This window comes from Bacillus stercoris, assembly GCF_029772985.1.
In the GTDB taxonomy this organism is placed as follows: Bacteria; Bacillota; Bacilli; order Bacillales; family Bacillaceae; genus Bacillus; species Bacillus stercoris.
The window spans coordinates 2452850-2472226 of sequence record NZ_CP121861.1 but is presented as its reverse complement, the minus strand read 5'-3'; the positions used below and the strand labels follow the sequence as shown (position 1 = coordinate 2472226).

Below are 19377 nucleotides of genomic sequence, written 5' to 3'. Positions count from 1 at the left end.
TTTATAGTGACAAAAATTTATGACGCAGCAAACTGGTCAAAGCATGAAGACGATTTTACCCAAATGTTCTATAACCAAAACGTGAAACAGTTCTGGCTTCCGGAAGAGATTGCTTTAAACGGCGATCTCCTCACATGGAAGTACCTCGGAAAAAATGAGCAGGACACTTATATGAAGGTACTTGCAGGACTTACGCTTCTTGATACAGAGCAGGGGAATACGGGGATGCCGATCGTGGCTGAACACGTAGACGGCCACCAGCGGAAAGCGGTGCTGAACTTTATGGCGATGATGGAGAACGCTGTCCATGCGAAATCGTACTCTAATATCTTCATGACCCTTGCACCGACTGAAACGATCAACGAAGTATTCGAATGGGTTAAACAAAATAAATATTTGCAGAAAAAAGCGCAAATGATTGTCGGGCTTTACAAAGCCATTCAAAAAGATGATGAAATATCACTGTTCAAAGCGATGGTTGCTTCCGTCTATTTGGAAAGCTTCCTTTTCTACAGCGGCTTCTATTATCCGTTATATTTCTACGGACAAGGAAAACTGATGCAAAGCGGTGAGATCATTAACCTGATTCTTCGTGATGAAGCGATTCACGGCGTATATGTCGGTCTCCTAGCTCAGGAAATTTATAATAAACAGACAGAAGAGAAAAAAGCAGAGCTTCGTGAATTTGCGATCGACCTTCTGAATGAGTTATATGAAAATGAGCTTGAGTATACAGAGGACTTGTACGATCAAGTCGGACTCTCACACGATGTAAAGAAATTCATCCGCTATAATGCAAATAAAGCGCTCATGAACCTTGGATTTGATCCATACTTCGAAGAGGAAGACATTAATCCGATCGTTTTAAACGGATTAAATACAAAAACAAAATCGCATGACTTCTTCTCCATGAAGGGGAACGGTTATAAAAAAGCGACAGTTGAGCCGCTCAAAGATGATGACTTTTATTTTGAAGATGAAAAAGAGCAGATATAATATCTGCTCTTTTCGGCTTGAAGGTTAAATGAGGAGGACGCAGTACCCATGGGAAAAATGGACGAAATGATTTTAGTCGCCCCGCGTGATGATGTGTTTAAGAAAGAAAGCTTAACCTTCCAGGGCGTGTACAGTGAAGATAGCAGAGTAGCAGAAATCATGGCTCAGATTGAAGCAGCCTATCGTGAAATGAGAAGAGGGGACGCAGAAGAAGATCCGCGTTTCAAGCAGCCGATACCTTATGTCGTCATCAAGCGCGAAGATGAAGTCTTCCTTTACGAGCGGCTGGCCGGCGGTGGTGAATCACGCCTGCACAACAGGCTTTCTCTCGGCTTTGGCGGCCATATGAACGCCATCGAAGAGGCAGCTTCATTTGCTGAAGTCTTAAAGCTGAACACAGACCGTGAGCTTGAGGAAGAACTGCAAATAAATGAAGAAGATAAACAGGCGATTGTCACACTGGGATTGATCAATGATGATGAAAACAGTGTCGGTAAAGTGCATATCGGTATTCTTTCTGCGCTTCAATTGAAGCCCGGCGCACAAGTGGAAGTGAAGGAGAAAGACCAAATTGCGGGTAAATGGATGAAAGTTTCTGAATTAAAACAGAGTGATATCTATAACCGTCTGGAAACATGGTCACAGTTTGTTGTTGATATTCTCGTATAAAAAAACCCGGTTTCTCGTGATGAGGAGCCGGGTTTTTTTATGAGGCGCTCGTCCCTGTCTCGACTATGATTCCAGAATCACAATAGCGTCAAAGCCGGCATTTCTCGCTCTGGCAGCGAGAGTGTCCGCATTGTCTTTGGATGAAAATGCGCCAATCTGCACTTTGTATAATCCATCCTTTAAAAGGACAATCGAGTCAAACCCTTTAGCTTCGGCGCTCCTTGCCAGCGAGTCCGCATTCGCTTTGACTTTAAATGCACCGATTTGAACCTTATATAACCCTGTGCTGGAAGTCTTTTTAAGGTTAAAGGCTTGCTCCAGCCCGTTTGCATGCCCTCTTGCTAAGCTTTGAATAAAGCTGCTTGTTTTCAGTTTGTTTGCATCGGCAACGGTATCAAGGAAGCCGTTTTCGGTCAATAGGGCAGGCATGGCCGACTCCCTTAGGACGTGGAAGTTGGCTGTTTTTTTGCCGCGATCGGCAAAGTCGACAGCTTGTATCACTTCAGAGTGAATTGACGATTGATAAGACGTCGTTGGGGCACCTACACCTGGATAAATATAGCTTTCAAAACCTGTGCCTCCACCGGAATTAACGTGAATGGACAAAAAGAAATCTGCTCCCCAGTTATTTGCGGCAGATGTGCGGTCATTTAAGCTGACATATTGGTCGCTTGTCCGGCTCAGCAGCAAAGAAATACCTTCATATTCATTAGTCAATATCGTACGTAAGGCAAAAGCGATTTGCAGAGTTACCGTTTTTTCTTGAAGGCCATTTCCTGTTGCGCCAGGATCAGACCCGCCATGGCCAGGATCAATAAAAATTTTAACCATTCTTCATCACCTCATTACAGGATATGAAAAAACACGGCTTCTGCTTGTACGATTATCATTTATCTGAAAAATGAGGAAATACCCCTTCAACATCCGGAAATTATTTCTCGGGAAAGCGCACAATTCAACATGAAGCGACAACTGATACGGTCTGAAATGAAATATGTGCATATGTCAGATGTTAGTGAGTATTATGGGTTCGATTCTATCTGCACTGATTCCTGCTGGTTTTAAGCTGTGCTTTCATTTTAAAAGCATGCATTTAGATATGAGAGCGCCGTTCATTTTGAAAAAAGGAACGGTCATGAAAGATATCATTAGAAGAAAAGGAAAACACCTTCGCAGGGATCTTCGGCCGGATGATGCGCTTTGCACAAAAAACAGCCCGTGTTTCTCAACGTGAAGGGAGAAAAGTATATATTACTCTAATAAAATGATTAAAAACAAAATCTCATGGTTTGTCCACCCCATGTCCGTGAATACAATAAGAAATAAAGTATTTCTCGGGAAAGCGCAGGATTCCTTATCGTTCCCGAAAAAAGCAATTGATTCGACACATGATAGGCGTTTGTCACAATCGGCATCCGCTTGAATATCATATAGAGAGAACAGAGAGGTGAAGATGTTGGAGCGCGCTGTGACTTATAAAAACAACGGACAGATCAACATTATTCTGAACGGGCAAAAGCAGGTGCTGACGAATGCTGAGGCAGAGGCGGAATATCAGGCTGCATTGCAAAAAAACGAAGCAAAGCACGGCATTTTGAAGGAAATTGAAAAAGAGATGAGCGCATTAGTTGGCATGGAGGAAATGAAACGCAACATCAAGGAAATATACGCCTGGATTTTTGTGAACCAAAAACGCGCGGAGCAAGGCTTGAAGGTGGGAAAACAAGCGCTGCACATGATGTTTAAAGGAAATCCGGGAACGGGAAAAACGACGGTTGCACGGCTGATCGGCAAGCTTTTCTTTGAAATGAATGTCCTCTCAAAAGGCCACTTAATCGAAGCAGAGCGGGCTGATCTGGTCGGGGAATATATTGGACACACCGCCCAAAAGACGAGAGATTTAATCAAAAAGTCATTAGGCGGCATTTTGTTTATAGACGAAGCCTACTCGCTGGCAAGAGGCGGCGAAAAGGACTTTGGAAAAGAAGCGATCGACACACTTGTAAAACATATGGAAGACAAACAGCATGAGTTTATTTTGATACTCGCCGGATATTCTCGGGAAATGGATCATTTCCTCTCGCTAAACCCGGGTCTCCAATCAAGATTTCCCATCTCCATTGATTTTCCGGATTATTCTGTGACCCAGCTCATGGAGATTGCGAAACGAATGATTGATGAAAGGGAATACCAGCTCAGTCAAGAAGCGGAATGGAAATTAAAAGATTACTTAATGACAGTGAAAAGCACGACAAGTCCCATTAAATTCAGCAATGGACGTTTTGTCAGAAATGTGATCGAAAAATCGATCAGAGCACAAGCCATGAGGCTTTTAATGGGAGACCAATACTTAAAAAGCGACTTGATGACAATCAAAAGCCAAGATCTTTCCATTAAAGAAGAAGCATCTGGATCTGCATAGACCTCTCAGTTTTTGAGAGGTCTGTTTTTTGCTTGTATTTCTGCTTTTCAAAGCAATCGATTTGTGGTATACACATGCAGGGTTTGGTATGATAATACTACTGCCCAATATGCAAAAGAAAGGAACATCCATTTGAACGAACAAGAAACGATTCAGGAGAAAGCCATTTTAGTCGGATGTCAGCTGCCGCATATCACGGATGAGCATTTTGAAAATTCTATGGAAGAGCTAGCCTCTCTGACAAAAACAGCAGACGGAAAAGTGTTGACCAGCGTCACGCAAAAACGGAACAGGGCTGACGCCGCTACATATATAGGAAAAGGGAAGGTAGAAGAGCTGAAGGCGCTGGTGGAAGAGCTTGAAGCTGATCTCCTCATTTTTAATGATGAACTGTCGCCAAGCCAGCTAAAGTCATTGGCAACAGCAATCGAAGTGAAGATGATTGACCGCACGCAATTGATATTAGATATTTTCGCAAAGCGGGCGAGAACAAGAGAAGGCAAACTTCAAATTGAGCTGGCTCAGCTGCAATATGCACTGCCGCGTCTGACGGGACAAGGGATCAACCTCTCCCGGCAAGGCGGAGGAATTGGTGCCAGAGGTCCCGGGGAAACGAAATTGGAGACCGACCGCCGCCATATCAGAAATCGCATTCATGAAATCAACACACAGCTTTCAACTGTCATTCGTCATAGAAGCCGATACCGAGAAAGAAGAAAGAAAAACGGTGTGCTTCAAATTGCGCTTGTCGGCTATACAAACGCGGGGAAATCAACATGGTTCAACCGCCTGACGAGTGCTGACAGCTATGAAGAAGACCTCCTGTTTGCCACGCTGGACCCGATGACCAGAAAAATGGTCCTGCCAAGCGGCTACAGTGTTCTTCTTTCAGATACAGTAGGATTTATTCAGGATCTTCCAACGACATTGATTGCTGCATTCCGGTCAACGCTTGAGGAAGTAAAAGAAGCGGATTTGATCCTGCATTTAATTGATTCTTCAAATGAGGATTATGTGGGACATGAAAAAACAGTCCTTCGTCTGCTTGAGGAACTTGAAGCAGACGATATCCCGATGCTCACGGCTTACAATAAACGTGATCAAAGACTGCCTGATTTTATACCGTCCGCCGGAAGGGATCATATTATGGTCAGTGCGAAATTTGAGGACGACGCTGAAACCTTTAAAGAAGCGCTTCAGCGCTATTTGCGCAAAGAGCTGTTAACGTCTTTTGAAGCACATGTGCCGGCAGGTGAAGGGAAGCTCCTTTCCAGAATCAAATCGGAAACGATGGTAGACCGCTTCTATTTTAATGAAGAAAATGAACGGTATGACATATCGGGCTATGTCCAAGAAGAGCAAAGTATCATCGGTGAATTAAAGAAGTATATGTAGGAAGGAAATATAAAGACATGTTTGACACATTAACACACGGAGAATTACTGAAAAAAACGGCAATGGAAGTGGAAGCGGACATTGCCGGCGTTCATAAACAAATAGAAGAAATCAGCGAGCGCAATGAATGGAGAGTGCTTCAAAGCTATAGAAAACACAAAGTAAGCGACACTCATTTCACGCCGTCTACTGGATACGGCTACGATGATATCGGAAGAGACACGCTTGAAAGCATATATGCGGATGTGTTTGGCGGAGAAGCGGGGCTTGTAAGGCCGCAAATCATTTCAGGCACACATGCCATCTCGATTGCTTTGTTCGGTGTCCTCAGACCGGGGGACGAGCTCCTTTATATAACGGGCAAGCCGTATGATACGCTAGAGGAAATTGTGGGCGTCAGAGGCGGAGAAAACGCTGGATCATTAAAGGATTTTCAAATCGGCTACAATGCGGTTGATCTGACGGAAGACGGAAGGGTAGACTACGATGCAGTCGCCGCTGCGATCAATCCGAAGACTAAAGTAATCGGCATTCAGCGCTCAAAAGGGTATGCGAATCGCCCTTCTTTCTTAATTAGTGAAATAAAAGAAATGATCCGTTTTGTAAAAGAAATCAATGAAAACTTGATCGTCTTTGTGGACAACTGTTACGGAGAATTTGTGGAAGAGCTTGAGCCTTGCCATGTCGGAGCCGACCTGATGGCTGGATCTCTTATTAAAAATCCCGGCGGCGGTCTTGCGAAAACAGGCGGTTACCTTGTTGGAAAAGCGAAATGGATTGAAGCTTGCTCATACCGTATGACGTCACCTGGCATCGGCAGAGAAGCAGGGGCGTCTCTTTACTCGCTCCAAGAAATGTATCAAGGATTCTTTTTGGCCCCTCACGTTGTGTCTCAAAGTCTAAAGGGAGCGGTGTTTACAGCGAGATTTCTTGAAAAACTCGGCTTCACTTCAAACCCGAAATGGGATGCGAAAAGAACGGATTTAATACAATCCGTTGAGTTTTCTGACAGAGAAAAGATGATTGCTTTTTGCCAGGCTATTCAATTTGCATCGCCAATCAATGCCCATGTGACGCCTTATCCGGCCTATATGCCGGGATACGAGGATGATGTCATTATGGCAGCAGGCACATTTATTCAAGGAGCAAGCATCGAATTATCAGCTGATGGCCCTATTCGCCCGCCGTATGTAGCGTATGTTCAGGGAGGATTAACCTATTCGCATGTGAAGAATGCCATATGCAGTGCGGTAGACTCATTGATGGAAAAGCAATTAATTTAAATTTTTTAAAAATTTCTCTTAATTTGATGTTAAGAATCCTTACATCGTATTGACACAAAATATAACATCACCTATAATGAAACTAAGTTAAGAAAAGGAGGAAATTGAGATGAGTGATAATATTCGCCGCTCAATGCCTTTATTTCCAATAGGAATTGTCATGCAGTTAACGGAGTTATCAGCAAGACAAATTCGATATTATGAGGAAAATGGACTGATATTTCCAGCCAGAAGTGAAGGGAATAGACGATTATTTTCATTTCATGATGTAGATAAACTGTTAGAAATCAAGCACCTGATAGAACAAGGTGTAAACATGGCAGGAATTAAACAGATTCTGGCGAAGGCGGAAGCCGAGCCGGAGAAGAAACAAAATGAGAAGACGAAAAAACCAATGAAACATGATCTGTCTGATGACGAACTGAGACAGCTCCTGAAAAACGAGCTTATGCAAGCCGGCCGTTTTCAAAGAGGGAATACATTCCGTCAAGGCGACATGTCCCGCTTCTTTCATTAATCCGTTAGCAACTGTTTTGCTATATACATTTACCTTTTAAGAGGAGGAATTTTACCAAATGGCAAAGTACACTAGAGAAGATATCGAAACATTAGTAAAAGAAGAAAACGTGAAGTATATCCGTCTTCAATTTACTGACATTCTTGGAACAATCAAGAATGTTGAGATTCCTGTAAGCCAGCTTGGAAAAGCGCTTGATAATAAAGTCATGTTTGACGGTTCTTCTATTGAGGGATTCGTTCGTATCGAAGAGTCAGACATGTACCTGTATCCAGATCTAAATACATTTGTTATCTTCCCATGGACAGCTGAAAAAGGTAAAGTAGCACGTTTCATCTGTGATATTTATAATCCGGATGGCACACCTTTCGAAGGTGACCCGCGAAACAACTTAAAACGGATTCTGAAAGAAATGGAAGACCTCGGCTTCAGCGATTTTAACCTTGGACCTGAGCCTGAATTCTTCTTATTCAAATTAGACGAAAAAGGCGAGCCAACGCTTGAACTAAACGACAAAGGCGGATATTTCGACTTAGCTCCAACTGACTTAGGAGAAAACTGCCGCCGCGATATCGTGCTTGAGCTTGAAGAGATGGGCTTTGAAATCGAAGCGTCTCACCACGAAGTAGCACCTGGTCAGCACGAAATCGACTTTAAATATGCTGGAGCAGTCCGCTCTTGTGATGACATCCAAACATTTAAACTAGTTGTCAAAACAATTGCCCGCAAACACGGCCTGCATGCGACATTTATGCCAAAACCATTGTTCGGTGTGAACGGTTCAGGTATGCACTGCAATCTATCACTCTTCAAAAATGGTGTTAACGCATTCTTTGACGAAAACGCAGATCTTCAGTTAAGTGAAACAGCGAAACACTTCATTGCAGGTATCGTGAAGCACGCAACAAGCTTTACAGCAGTAACAAACCCGACAGTAAACTCTTACAAACGTCTTGTTCCTGGCTATGAAGCACCTTGTTATGTAGCATGGAGCGCGCAAAACAGAAGCCCGCTTATCCGTATCCCGGCTTCTCGCGGCATCAGCACACGTGTTGAAGTACGCAGCGTAGACCCAGCTGCTAACCCGTACCTTGCACTTAGCGTATTGCTTGCTGCAGGATTAGACGGAATCAAAAACAAACTTGAAGCGCCAGCTCCAATCGACCGCAACATCTATGTAATGAGCAAAGAAGAGCGCATGGAAAACGGAATCGTTGACCTTCCAGCAACACTTGCAGAAGCACTAGAAGAATTCAAATCAAACGAAGTCATGGTCAAAGCGCTGGGCGAGCACCTATTCGAACACTTCATCGAAGCAAAAGAAATCGAATGGGATATGTTCCGCACACAAGTTCATCCTTGGGAGCGCGAACAGTATATGTCTCAGTATTAATCTCTCAATCCCTTGGCACTATTGGTGTCAGGGGATTTTTAAATTTTGGTCATAAGATTAAAAGATCGATATTTTTTGGTCCTTGACCAAAATAAGACCAAAAAAATTTGAAGTTATGAATCTAACTCCAATTGTGGCAAATATCGTAGATACAATCCTCAATCTGAACGGTGTCCTGACATTTGGAACCGTTCTTTTAATGAGGGACTTTCCATTACGGAGAACCTTGCACAGATTGGCGTTAAGATTCCGCCTGCCATTACTGATCGTCTTCACGTAATCGAAAGTGACAACGAACAAACAAACGAAAAAGATGAACAGGCTGCTGGGTAACCCGGCGGCTTTTTCTATATCAAAAATAAAGGAGAGAACACTTATGACAATCAAAGTGAAAAAGAATCTTGTATCAGAAGCTAAATACGGTTTGGATGCCCGAATTACATGGACGCTGAATGCATCACCATTCACAACACGGCAAACGACGCGTCAGAAAAGCTGGCTATTAAATTTGTGGCGCAGCTGCTTAAAGAACGGATCGTGTCCGCAAATATCAAGACTGGAACGGCAAGTATTGTCCGCACCGTATTTTGTCAGAGGGAAGAGGGGACGAGGTTAAGGCTGCCATCGAAGCAGAATTGAAGGCTTTGGGAGGGAATACAACTTCTAAACCGTCATCATCTGCATCTAAAGCTTCCGGGGGCACTTACACAGTTAAAAAAGGCGATACTCTTTCCACAATTGCAAAAGAGCATGGGGTAGGTGTGGCAAACCTTCAGAGCTGGAATAACATTAAAGACCCGAATAAAATCACAGTTGGACAAAAGTTAAAGCTCGCAGGCTCAACCACTTTAAGCACTAAACCAAGCAACAAAAAAAACGACATATGTGCTGCCTTCGGGCATCTATAAAGTCACAAGCCCTATGCGAAAAGGGGATGACGTAAGGCAGATTCAAAAAGCGCTGGCTGCTCTTTGTTTCTACCCGGATAAAGGGGCGAAGAATAACGGCATTGATGGCGTTTATGGTCCGAAAACAGCAAATGCAGTCAAGCGGTTTTGGTTAGTGAATGGTCTGACTGCTGATGGCATTTAGGGGCCGAAAACAAAAGCGGAAATTGAAAAGCTTTTAAAATAAGTTTGTAAATTGACGAGTTTAAAAAATCTCGTATTTTTGTACCAATAAGAATAAAAAGGACGATTTAAGCATAAAAATCAACCCTCGATGAATAAACCGGGGGTTTTTTTATGCAAAAAAAGAAAGCCTATTAGATCAGGCTTTTGCAGTTTTCTAGTTAACATCTATAAGAAATTCTTAAAAAATGTTATCTAAAAAAGTTTTTTATAGCCTCTAAACGTATGTTATGACTACATTCTTCACAAGTATATTTTCCTTTCATGTTTTCTTTAACTTGCTTATATTTCAATGTGCCTTCATATACTCTAAATCTTTTCCTGCAACTTATACAAATTACTTCATAATAAAAAATCACAAATCCCTCCTTTTCTCAAAATTAATATATACACAAAGGACTTTATTCGAGAATTTTCATTTGAACTTTGATCGAACTATTCAAGATGAACGTAATGCTTCTCCAAAGTAAAAAGACATTAAGTTGCACATACAGCTAGCAATAACTACTATATGTGTTCCATACTTCATTTTAAAACAAAATGAGTGCAGTTTTCTATTCTATACAGGGGCTTAGGCAGGACAATATTTACGGACCTAAGACTAAAGCGAAAATTGAAGCGAAATTAAAGTAATAAAAGAGCCTCTCATATAATGAGGGGCTCTAAATTGCAATCCTTTGACCTTAATCGTCCCATTCTTCATCATCAATCCAGTCGTCTTTCGCTTCTTCAAGCTTTCTATTAAAAACTCTAGGAATGTGCTACCAACTTGTTTACCATATCCCTCTTGGTTATCCCAAAGGATGACAGGGCATTCTCCTTCTTTCATCTTGTTAGTGTCAAGACAATAAGAAAATTCATCAACATATTCGATCACTACAAGACCATCGAAAAGGTTATAATATTTTTTATATTCATTGGTCTGTTCAACAACTTCAGCACCGTGAGAGTCATATCCGAGTATCATTGTCCCGTATGCTCCCCCTGAACCATACTCAGTTAAAAACCATTTATAGCTGTCTGGAAGGGGGACATTAAGATCCTCTTCTATTTCTCTAACCTGATCTTCAGTGACTCCCCCGGTGAGAATTGAATTTTCTTTATTTTCATCAAAGAAAGTTTTCACTTTTGAATAATCCATTAAACTTTCACCTCTTATTCTTGGTTCTCAAATTGCTGAGCTCTCCATCTCCAATACCTTCTCCTAAAGCTTTTATATTGTTTATCAAGTACTGGATCGTTTCTAAAATTTTGTCCATTCTCTTTTAATCCATGCAAAACATCACTGTACTTATTGTGCCAGCTTTCAGGTATCTCGAGCATATTGCCAGGCTCTTCTTGAATCAATAAATTTCACTCGGGTAAAACAGTGAGAAGTATCTCAGTTACGTTATCAAATATTGAGGAAGATGTTAACCAGCAGTTGAGTTTATTTGAAGCGGATAATGAAAAGAGAAGGAAACTCGGTTTTGTCATGGATGGGATTAGAAGCAAATACGGATCGAAAGCAATTCTGAGAGCAGTTTCTTATACACCTGCAGGAACTGCACCCCACAGAGCTGGACTTACTGGGGGACATAAATCATAAAAATAACCCCCTCAATTTGGAGGGGGTATAAGAAAAAAATATTAAGAAGTATGTCCTCTACTTGCAATTTCATACGAATGACCATCAGTAAAACCAATACTGGACGTATGTCCTCTGCGTGCTTCTTGGACATCTTTTTGAGTGTTAGTTAAATAAATGCTTACAAATCCAATTAAAACAATGGCTAAAATTAAGACAGATGCATGCTTAAGTTTCATAAAGACAATCCCCTCTCTGAATTTGTTTACGGGCATAAAGCACTTTCTCATAATAAACAACAGCCACTTTATGGTCTTCTTTTTCATTGTAATACTTCGCTGCATCTGCTGCTAAATCCTCCACGTCTGAAAACATTGACTTTAATTCTAAATAATTTAGAATCGAATTTAATTTTCCTTTGTCGTTATCTACATATAGGGCATGAATGAATTCAAACATTTTGGCCATTATCTCATCGTTTAAATCTTCGGATAAAGACAGACCATGTGCACACCAAGAAGTTCCCTCGGAGTGATTTCTCATTTTAAATGTGGTTTTTGTCAACATAAGTAAGATGTCTAATAAACGATTTGAGTGCTCATACCCATTATCCTGGTATACTCTAATACCCTCCTTAAAGTACTCAGCTGCCTTTTCATAAGCTTCCTCAGCAAATAAACATAAGCCAAGATTGTACAGAGATGATCCGATTAATCGTGACATATCGATTTCTCTTGCTTTATCTAGAGCATCTTTAAAATGAGGGATCGCTTTTTCAGGGAAGTCCATATCCAAATAGTTTAGACCGATGACAAATGAGCATTGAATAACTCTTACAGTGTAGTTTTCATGTGCTTTATAACTATCAATTGCTTGAACAATGTGATGCATCGACATATGAGTTTGCTTCATATGATAATAAATTTCTGCAACTTTGTAGTGGAATTCTGCTCGTTCAATCTCATCTGCAACAAGTGATAATTTTCTCTCGGCTTGCTTATAGAAGCTTATGGCATTAAGATATTCGTATTGTTCAAATTCATACATTCCACGGAAAAAGTTAAAATAATATTCAAGAATCCCTTTCAAATCAGTTTGGTTACTTTCAATCTTTTCTAATAAGTCTGAAATTTTAGGCCGTTCTTCGTTCATTGTTTTTGGTTCAAGGTAATCCAGCATTAATTGATGGCGAAAACACATGAGAGAATAGTACAGCAATAAATCTTGGTCTTCCTTCATATGTTTTATTTCTTCTTCAACCTCTGCTTTTAATATCTCTGTATCTGGAACGGCGAACATCCGTATGTATTTATACCACTCATTGGTTTTAACTCCAACTGCGGATGACGGAATTAATTGCTCCATTGAAAACCCTCCCTCTATGTATCCAATAGGCTAAATATGTAATATTTTATCATATTTAAAGGAATAAGGAAGTTTAATGTTTTCTTAAAAAGCGAAAAAAACAATCAAGAGAAGGGTTTGGGGTTTATCTCGGTGAATCATAATCCATTGCTTGTTCACTGTCAGAATCAGTTGATTCAAGTAAGCGGAAATATTGTTGAATAAAGATAGTCATTTAAAGAGGTTATTGTTATCTTAATATCGAAATAAAGGTCAAGTAAGAATGAGGGGAGTTACATTAATGCATATCACAACAAAAAGGTTATTGATACGTGAATTCGAATTCAAAGATTGGCAAGCTGTATATGAGTATACATCAGATATTAATGTGATGAAGTATATACCAGAAGGGGTTTTTACTGAAGAAGACGCAAAAGCATTTGTAAATAAAAACAAAGGTAATAACGCTGAAAAATTCCCTGTCATATTAATAGATGAAGATTTACTTATCGGCCATATTGTTTTTCATAAGTATTTTGGTGAACATACATATGAGATTGGGTGGGTGTTTAATCCGAATTATCAAAATAAAGGGTATGCTTCTGAAGCTGCGCAGGCTATCTTGGAATACGGATTTAAAGAAATGAAATTACATAGGATTATAGCTACTTGTCAACCTGAGAATATTCCATCATACCGAGTTATGGAGAAGATTGGAATGAGAAGAGAAGGCTTTTTTAAAAAGTGTATTCCAAAAGGCAATGAGTGGTGGGATGAATATTATTACGCTATTTTAGAGGAAGAGTGGAATTGAACTATACTGATCTAGCGTTAATCATTTTATAACCGATCTTCTCACTTTTGCCTTAGTAAGAATCGATCTATGTTGAATTGCTTAATATGTCATTGAACTCAGAGAATAAGTGAACCTGCCACAGATGTTCATTATCTTTTAAGGGGTTCCAAAAAGACCATATTCCTATCGATCGCCCAGAGTGAAAATGGTATACTAAAGTTAGAATCTTAGGAAGGAATTACAATTTTTCTAGGTCTGCATAAAATCATCCGATTAACCGAAAGTGAGAATGTGTGAATGAATGTAATAGGGTATATGGAGGAAAGATTTCAAAACCTAGAATTAATTCCTAGCATCTACAATCAATGGGGCACAGGAATCCATTTTTGTCTGGGTGAAAATATCTATCAACTCAAAGCAAATGAAGAATTGAATTTAAAGATGTTTCGGATTGTATATGAACAAATCTCAATCATTTTTAATGAATTATTCGAACAAAATGATGACATATTCCTTGTGGCGAATATGTATAAGCACAAAAAGAAAGAGAAATGTATAAGAAAATTAAAGGTATATCAACCGTTTCTAAAGTGTAAAAATCTTTTGAATCAAATGATGGTGAAGACATATCCCTACCCTTTCGAAATCAATAAAGCTGAAGAATATGAGATGCAGCAATTTTCCTTGTTATGCAAACCTCGAGACTTACGTGTAACTGAATTACTTAAAGCAGCCAGTAACGAGGATTTTCCATTAAAACCGAAATTCGGAGGTTACTCTATTGATTACCCTGATGTTTTCTTTGTGAACATTACAAAAGACATTATTTTCTTTATCTATGATGATCGTGGATGTGAAGTCATAGCTCTTGATTTCAAACGAATACGTCACCTTTATGAAAAATATCATGACTGGGTAGAAGAGTATAAGTACATGTAATACTCTTTTTTAATAGAAACTGAAAAAATCAAATCTAAGTTTTATATGGCTCTAGTTCAGTTCGACAAGCCATGGGACAACAGCTAAAATGGTTTTACGTAATTAGGGAAGGATTCTAAAGGTCGGGCTGAGAAATAAATGATTCAATTAGTTGTCCATTTCAAAAAACCATATGCTGATGATGAGGATTGGATTAAATTAAGTGTCAACAGAAAGGGATGGGAAATTTCAGAATTGCTTGACTTTGCTTTATGATGAAAGGGGTCGAGTAAGATGGATAAAAAAAAGGATGAAATACAAAGAAAGTATAGGGAGCAAATGAGGGAGAAGAAAGAACGAGAAAAAGAAGATGGCAGTTCACATACTTTTGAAATTGTTGTTGTGCTGGCCATTATCATATTGATGTTTTTCTTTAATTCAGTATTTAAGGCTTTTTAGATATTATACAGATGACTTTCAGGATTATTGAAAAAATAACCCTTTGAGGTATTAGTATTGAAGGGCTTATGAAAATTCAAGAGGCAGTTGAATCTTAAATAATTAATTACCAAATATCGGGGATGGAAAATGAAATTGTATAATGAATTTATCAATATAGCTAAAATTTTTAATAAAGAGCTAGACATCATTCCATTATTATATGGCTCTTTAGGTCTTGAAAAGGTAACTGGGTTGGGCTTTTCCCCAGAAGATATTGATATCCTTATTCCTTTAATTTTTTTAGAGGAAAAGTGGGGAAAACTAAAAAAAGTGATGGAACTGCATGGATACAAAATGGTTGATTTACATGAGCATGAATTTAAGAAAACTAATACCAAAATAGGCATTGCTTACATTGAGGATTTAAAACCATTTGCAGATGTAGACTATAATAACCTAGAGGTTTTTGAAGATGACGGAGCGAAATATCATTTGCTAACGATTGATGATTACCTCAAGGTTTATAAAAAGTCTTTATTAGATGGCTATAGAAGAAGGAAGAAGAATCATAAAGACCAAAGTAAAATTAACATATTGAATAAATTAATACAGAATTAATTTCTGTATTCTCTTTGTTTTCACCCTCAATTAAATTTTTAAGATTAAAATAAGTTTGGATAAATCATAGTGTTTAACACAGTCTTTAATCCTCAGACAGTCAAATAGCCATTTCTACTCCTGTTGAAAGCTTCTCTATTTTTGCTTTTATTTATTCCTGTATTGATATAAGTATGTAGGGTTGGACTTATAACATAAACTACTCTGGCCATTTCTTTTCTTTCTACTCGTGACCAAGCTTGCCATCAGTATAAATCTACGATAACAGTCTCCATACATCCTGTTATCACCTTTATCAAACTGTTAAATGCAGCTTACCACTAACCAATTCCTTATTTCGATTAGATCATCTTTGTCATGTGGTTACACAAGAATCTGTTTTCGGACTGATCGTTGTTAAATGATACATGACATTCGCAAATATTTGAGACACTGAATATAACGGAAGAGTCAAAAATCAATCCTGTTTAAACTTTCTGAAAAAGATGTTGAAAAAGTCAAAGGGATTTTATAATATTAAGTCAAGTTAGTTTGTTCGGTCAACAAACTAATGAGGTGAACTTTAATTGTCTATCGATAAAGCTCTTGTTAAATATGGATGGAAGGGGGAATTATAACAAACAAAAGAAAGAAGCTTTTATCCTTTTTCAGCATATAAAGTATGACGAAAAAAGATGAGTTTACTGCTTGCTGATCACCATTTAGATGATGAAAATGCTCTGTTTTGAAAGCGCTTTTATAAACGCGTCCAGTCCATAAGTTTGAGGGGATTTTTAAACCGTTTCACACTGTTCCATATTAAAGGATCGAAAAGGGGAGAAATCATGCTCGGTGAAAATGTAAAGAAGATTAGCATGGTTGAAAAAGTTGGATATGCGTCTGGAGATTTTGCGTGTAATTTAATTTATGCAACAGTGTCTACTTATCTTTTGTTTTTCTATACAGATGTATTTGGTTTATCGGCAGCCGCCGCCGGTACTATGTTCTTAGTGGTTAGAATAATCGACGCACTCGCTGATCCTTTTATTGGAACAATAGTTGACAGAACGAATAGCAAATTTGGACGCTTTAGACCGTATCTTTTATTCGGAGCTTTTCCATTTGTCATACTGGCCATACTCTGTTTTACAACCCCGGATTTTTCGGATATAGGGAAATTAATATATGCCTATATCACCTATGTTGGCTTGTCGCTTACATACACAACGATTAACGTGCCATATGGCGCATTAACTTCTGCAATGACCAGAAATAATCAAGAAGTGGTTAGCATAACATCAGTTCGTATGTTATTTGCGAATCTTGGGGGACTTGTCGTTGCATTTTTTGTTCCTTTACTGGCTGCTTATTTAAGCGATACTTCCGGCAAAGAATCTCTTGGCTGGCAACTAACCATGGGTATTTTGGGAATGATAGGCGGGTGCCTTTTAATCTTTTGTTTTAAAAGCACAAAAGAGCGTGTCACTCTTCAAAAATCCGAAGAAAAAATTAAATTTACGGATATATTTGAGCAGTTTCGTGTTAATCGTCCACTTGTTGTATTAAGTATTTTCTTTATCATTATTTTTGGAGTGAATTCCATCAGTAATTCGGTTGGCATTTATTACGTAACGTATAACCTAGAAAGAGAGGATTTGGTGAAGTGGTACGGTTTGATCGGAAGTTTGCCCGCTTTGGTCATTTTACCGTTTATTCCAAGGCTACATCAATTATTGGGGAAGAAGAAATTACTAAACTATGCATTATTACTGAATATAATCGGCCTCTTAGCTTTACTGTTTGTTCCGCCAAGTAATGTATACCTCATACTTGTCTGTCGCTTAATCGCTGCTGCTGGAAGTCTCACTGCCGGGGGATATATGTGGGCGCTTATTCCTGAAACAATAGAATATGGAGAGTACAGGACTGGGAAAAGAATGGGCGGTCTCATATACGCTATTATCGGATTTTTCTTTAAATTCGGCATGGCCTTAGGAGGAGTTGTTCCGGGTCTGGTTCTTGATAAGTTTGGATATGTGGCAAATCAGGCACAAACTCCGGCGGCATTAACGGGGATTTTAATTACAACCACCATTATTCCCGTGTTCTTGCTGGCTCTGGCTTTAATTGATATTAATTTCTATAACTTAGATGAGAAAAAATATAAAAACATGGTTCGAGAATTAGAGAATAGAGACAAAGTTTATTTGGATCATATTGATGATTTCAAAGCTTAAAAAAGAAAATAAACTGAGGAGGAGTCCCAAATGAAGATTACCAATCCAGTCCTTAAAGGATTCAATCCCGATCCAAGTATTTGCAGGGTAGGAGAGGATTATTATATCGCTGTATCTACATTTGAGTGGTTTCCGGGAGTCCAGATACATCATTCAAAAGATTTAGTCAATTGGCGCTTAGTTGCACACCCATTACAGAGAGTTTCACAATTAGACATGAAAGGAAACCCTAATTCAGGTGGGGTTTGGGCACCATGTTTAAGCTATAGTGATGGAAGGTTCTGGCTGATCTATACGGACGTTAAGGTAGTAGATGGCGCTTGGAAAGATTGTCACAATTATTTAGTGACTTGTGAAACGATTAATGGTGATTGGGGAGAGCCGATATCATTAAACAGCTCGGGGTTTGATGCTTCTTTGTTCCATGATACGGATGGGAAAAAATATTTATTAAATATGCTATGGGATCACCGTATTGACAGGCACTCCTTTGGAGGAATTGTCATCCAGGAATATTCTGATAAGGAGCAAAAATTAATCGGTAAACCGAAAGTGATATTTAAAGGAACTGACAGAAAGCTAACAGAAGCTCCGCACCTTTATCATATCGGGAACTATTATTATTTACTAACTGCAGAAGGCGGAACACGGTTCGAACATGCTGCAACAATTGCCCGATCTGCAAATATTGAGGGACCATATGAAGTTCATCCCGATAATCCAATCTTAACGTCATGGCATGATCCAGGAAATCAATTGCAAAAATGCGGACATGCATCCATTGTTCAAACACATACAGGTGAGTGGTATTTAGCTCATTTAACGGGACGCCCCATCCATCCAGACGATGAGTCAATTTTTCAGCAGAGAGGATATTGTCCTTTGGGCAGAGAAACAGCTATTCAAAAACTCTACTGGAAAGATGAATGGCCCTATGTAGCAGGCGGAAAAGAAGGAAGCTTGGAGGTGGAAGCGCCTTCTATACCCGAAACCGTGTTTGAAGCCACGTACCCCGAAGTTGATGAATTTGAGGATTCAACATTAAATATCAATTTTCAAACTTTAAGAATTCCGTTCACGAAAGAATTAGGTTCATTGACTCAGGTGCCAAATCATTTACGATTATACGGTCATGAATCATTAACCTCGACATTTACTCAGGCATTTGTAGCCAGGCGTTGGCAAAGCCTCCATTTTGAAGCGGAAACAGCTGTAGCGTTTTTCCCGGAAAATTTTCAACAAGCCGCTGGTTTGGTGAACTACTACAATACAGAGAACTGGACGGCTCTTCAAATCACGCATGATGAAGAACTCGGCCGTATTCTTGAATTAACAATATGTGATAACTTTTCTTTTTCACAGCCATTACACAATAAAATTGTTATTTCTCGTGAAGTAAAGTATGTATATTTAAAAGTAAATATCGACAAGGAAAAATATTATTATTTCTATTCTTTTAACAAAGAAGATTGGCACAAAATTGATATTGCATTGGAATCGAAAAAATTATCAGATGATTACATCCGTGGGGGAGGATTCTTTACAGGAGCCTTTGTAGGGATGCAATGTCAAGATACCAGCGGTCATCATATTCCGGCCGACTTTAGATATTTTCGTTATACAGAAAAATAAAGTGTATGTGAAAAAGGAGGCTCTATTTTAGAACTCCTTT

General features: G+C 39.3%; 16 protein-coding genes and 5 pseudogenes. 16 read left to right on the top strand and 5 right to left on the bottom strand.

Annotated features, from left to right (window positions below; translation table 11 throughout):
* The first annotated feature begins 6 nt into the window (after positions 1-6).
* Both nrdF and QA442_RS13165 read left to right on the top strand, forming a co-directional pair.
* Positions 7-996 carry a class 1b ribonucleoside-diphosphate reductase subunit beta gene (gene nrdF, locus QA442_RS13170; RefSeq protein WP_014664066.1) on the top strand — a complete coding sequence of 330 codons (990 nt, stop codon included), beginning with the start codon at positions 7-9 and terminating at the stop codon, positions 994-996.
* A 48-nt stretch (positions 997-1044) separates the two neighbouring features.
* Positions 1045-1665, top strand: coding sequence for a hypothetical protein (locus QA442_RS13165; RefSeq protein ID WP_095432821.1), 621 nt, complete (start codon positions 1045-1047; stop codon positions 1663-1665).
* Positions 1666-1728: 63 nt separating this feature from the next.
* On the opposite strand, the gene cwlC is transcribed toward QA442_RS13165, so the two are convergent.
* Positions 1729-2496, bottom strand: a complete 768-nt coding sequence (cwlC, locus tag QA442_RS13160; RefSeq protein WP_095432822.1) for a sporulation-specific N-acetylmuramoyl-L-alanine amidase — start codon at positions 2494-2496, stop codon at positions 1729-1731.
* 622 nt (positions 2497-3118) lie between these two features.
* Between cwlC and spoVK the strand changes: the two genes are divergently transcribed.
* From spoVK to QA442_RS13125, 7 genes and pseudogenes are all read left to right on the top strand, one after another.
* Positions 3119-4087, top strand: a complete 969-nt coding sequence (gene spoVK, locus QA442_RS13155; RefSeq protein WP_003231746.1) for a stage V sporulation protein K — start codon at positions 3119-3121, stop codon at positions 4085-4087.
* A 132-nt stretch (positions 4088-4219) separates the two neighbouring features.
* On the top strand, positions 4220-5482 hold the full coding sequence (gene hflX, locus QA442_RS13150) for a GTPase HflX (RefSeq protein ID WP_095432824.1): 1263 nt from the start codon (positions 4220-4222) through the stop codon (positions 5480-5482).
* A gap of 17 nt (positions 5483-5499) precedes the next feature.
* The gene (locus tag QA442_RS13145; protein WP_095432825.1) at positions 5500-6765 is read left to right on the top strand and encodes a methionine gamma-lyase family protein; all 1266 of its coding nucleotides are present in this window, start codon (positions 5500-5502) and stop codon (positions 6763-6765) included.
* A gap of 109 nt (positions 6766-6874) precedes the next feature.
* Positions 6875-7282 carry a transcriptional repressor GlnR gene (glnR, locus tag QA442_RS13140; RefSeq protein ID WP_014664075.1) on the top strand — a complete coding sequence of 136 codons (408 nt, stop codon included), beginning with the start codon at positions 6875-6877 and terminating at the stop codon, positions 7280-7282.
* A 58-nt stretch (positions 7283-7340) separates the two neighbouring features.
* A complete protein-coding gene (glnA, locus tag QA442_RS13135) occupies positions 7341-8675 on the top strand; it encodes a type I glutamate--ammonia ligase (protein ID WP_014664076.1) in 1335 nt (444 codons plus the stop codon).
* A gap of 130 nt (positions 8676-8805) precedes the next feature.
* Positions 8806-9008 (top strand): annotated as a pseudogene (locus tag QA442_RS13130) (phage holin family protein); the annotation flags it as partial.
* Between the two features lie 43 nt (positions 9009-9051).
* Positions 9052-9767: pseudogene (locus QA442_RS13125) on the top strand (LysM peptidoglycan-binding domain-containing protein).
* Positions 9768-10488: 721 nt separating this feature from the next.
* On the opposite strand, the pseudogene QA442_RS13120 reads toward QA442_RS13125, so the two are convergent.
* Both QA442_RS13120 and QA442_RS13115 read right to left on the bottom strand, forming a co-directional pair.
* Positions 10489-10946 (bottom strand): annotated as a pseudogene (locus QA442_RS13120) (SMI1/KNR4 family protein).
* Positions 10947-10960: 14 nt separating this feature from the next.
* Positions 10961-11152 (bottom strand): annotated as a pseudogene (locus QA442_RS13115) (HNH/ENDO VII family nuclease); the annotation flags it as partial.
* Here QA442_RS13115 and QA442_RS13110 point away from each other — a divergent pair.
* A pseudogene (locus tag QA442_RS13110) lies at positions 11151-11393 on the top strand (UV damage repair protein UvrX); the annotation flags it as partial. The pseudogenes QA442_RS13115 and QA442_RS13110 sit on opposite strands and share 2 nt — an antisense overlap.
* Before the next feature lie 41 nt (positions 11394-11434).
* On the opposite strand, the gene QA442_RS13105 reads toward QA442_RS13110, so the two are convergent.
* Positions 11435-11611, bottom strand: coding sequence for a hypothetical protein (locus QA442_RS13105; protein ID WP_040083082.1), 177 nt, complete (start codon positions 11609-11611; stop codon positions 11435-11437).
* Positions 11601-12737: a response regulator aspartate phosphatase gene (locus tag QA442_RS13100; protein WP_095432826.1), complete on the bottom strand. Its 1137-nt coding sequence runs from the start codon at positions 12735-12737 to the stop codon at positions 11601-11603. Before QA442_RS13100 ends, QA442_RS13105 begins: the two co-directional genes overlap by 11 nt.
* A gap of 280 nt (positions 12738-13017) precedes the next feature.
* On the opposite strand from QA442_RS13100, the gene QA442_RS13095 reads away from it, so the two are divergent.
* From QA442_RS13095 to xynB, 6 genes are all read left to right on the top strand, one after another.
* Positions 13018-13530 carry a GNAT family N-acetyltransferase gene (locus QA442_RS13095; protein ID WP_095432827.1) on the top strand — a complete coding sequence of 171 codons (513 nt, stop codon included), beginning with the start codon at positions 13018-13020 and terminating at the stop codon, positions 13528-13530.
* A 279-nt stretch (positions 13531-13809) separates the two neighbouring features.
* On the top strand, positions 13810-14451 hold the full coding sequence (locus QA442_RS13090; protein WP_071581929.1) for a DUF3885 domain-containing protein: 642 nt from the start codon (positions 13810-13812) through the stop codon (positions 14449-14451).
* 273 nt (positions 14452-14724) lie between these two features.
* Complete coding sequence (locus QA442_RS13085; protein ID WP_003231681.1) at positions 14725-14889, top strand: hypothetical protein; 165 nt, start codon at positions 14725-14727, stop codon at positions 14887-14889.
* A 129-nt stretch (positions 14890-15018) separates the two neighbouring features.
* On the top strand, positions 15019-15489 hold the full coding sequence (locus tag QA442_RS13080; protein WP_069149639.1) for a hypothetical protein: 471 nt from the start codon (positions 15019-15021) through the stop codon (positions 15487-15489).
* Between the two features lie 824 nt (positions 15490-16313).
* A complete protein-coding gene (locus tag QA442_RS13075) occupies positions 16314-17705 on the top strand; it encodes an MFS transporter (protein ID WP_071581669.1) in 1392 nt (463 codons plus the stop codon).
* Between the two features lie 30 nt (positions 17706-17735).
* The gene (gene xynB, locus QA442_RS13070; RefSeq protein ID WP_095432828.1) at positions 17736-19337 is read left to right on the top strand and encodes a xylan 1,4-beta-xylosidase; all 1602 of its coding nucleotides are present in this window, start codon (positions 17736-17738) and stop codon (positions 19335-19337) included.
* Positions 19338-19377 lie beyond the last annotated feature (40 nt).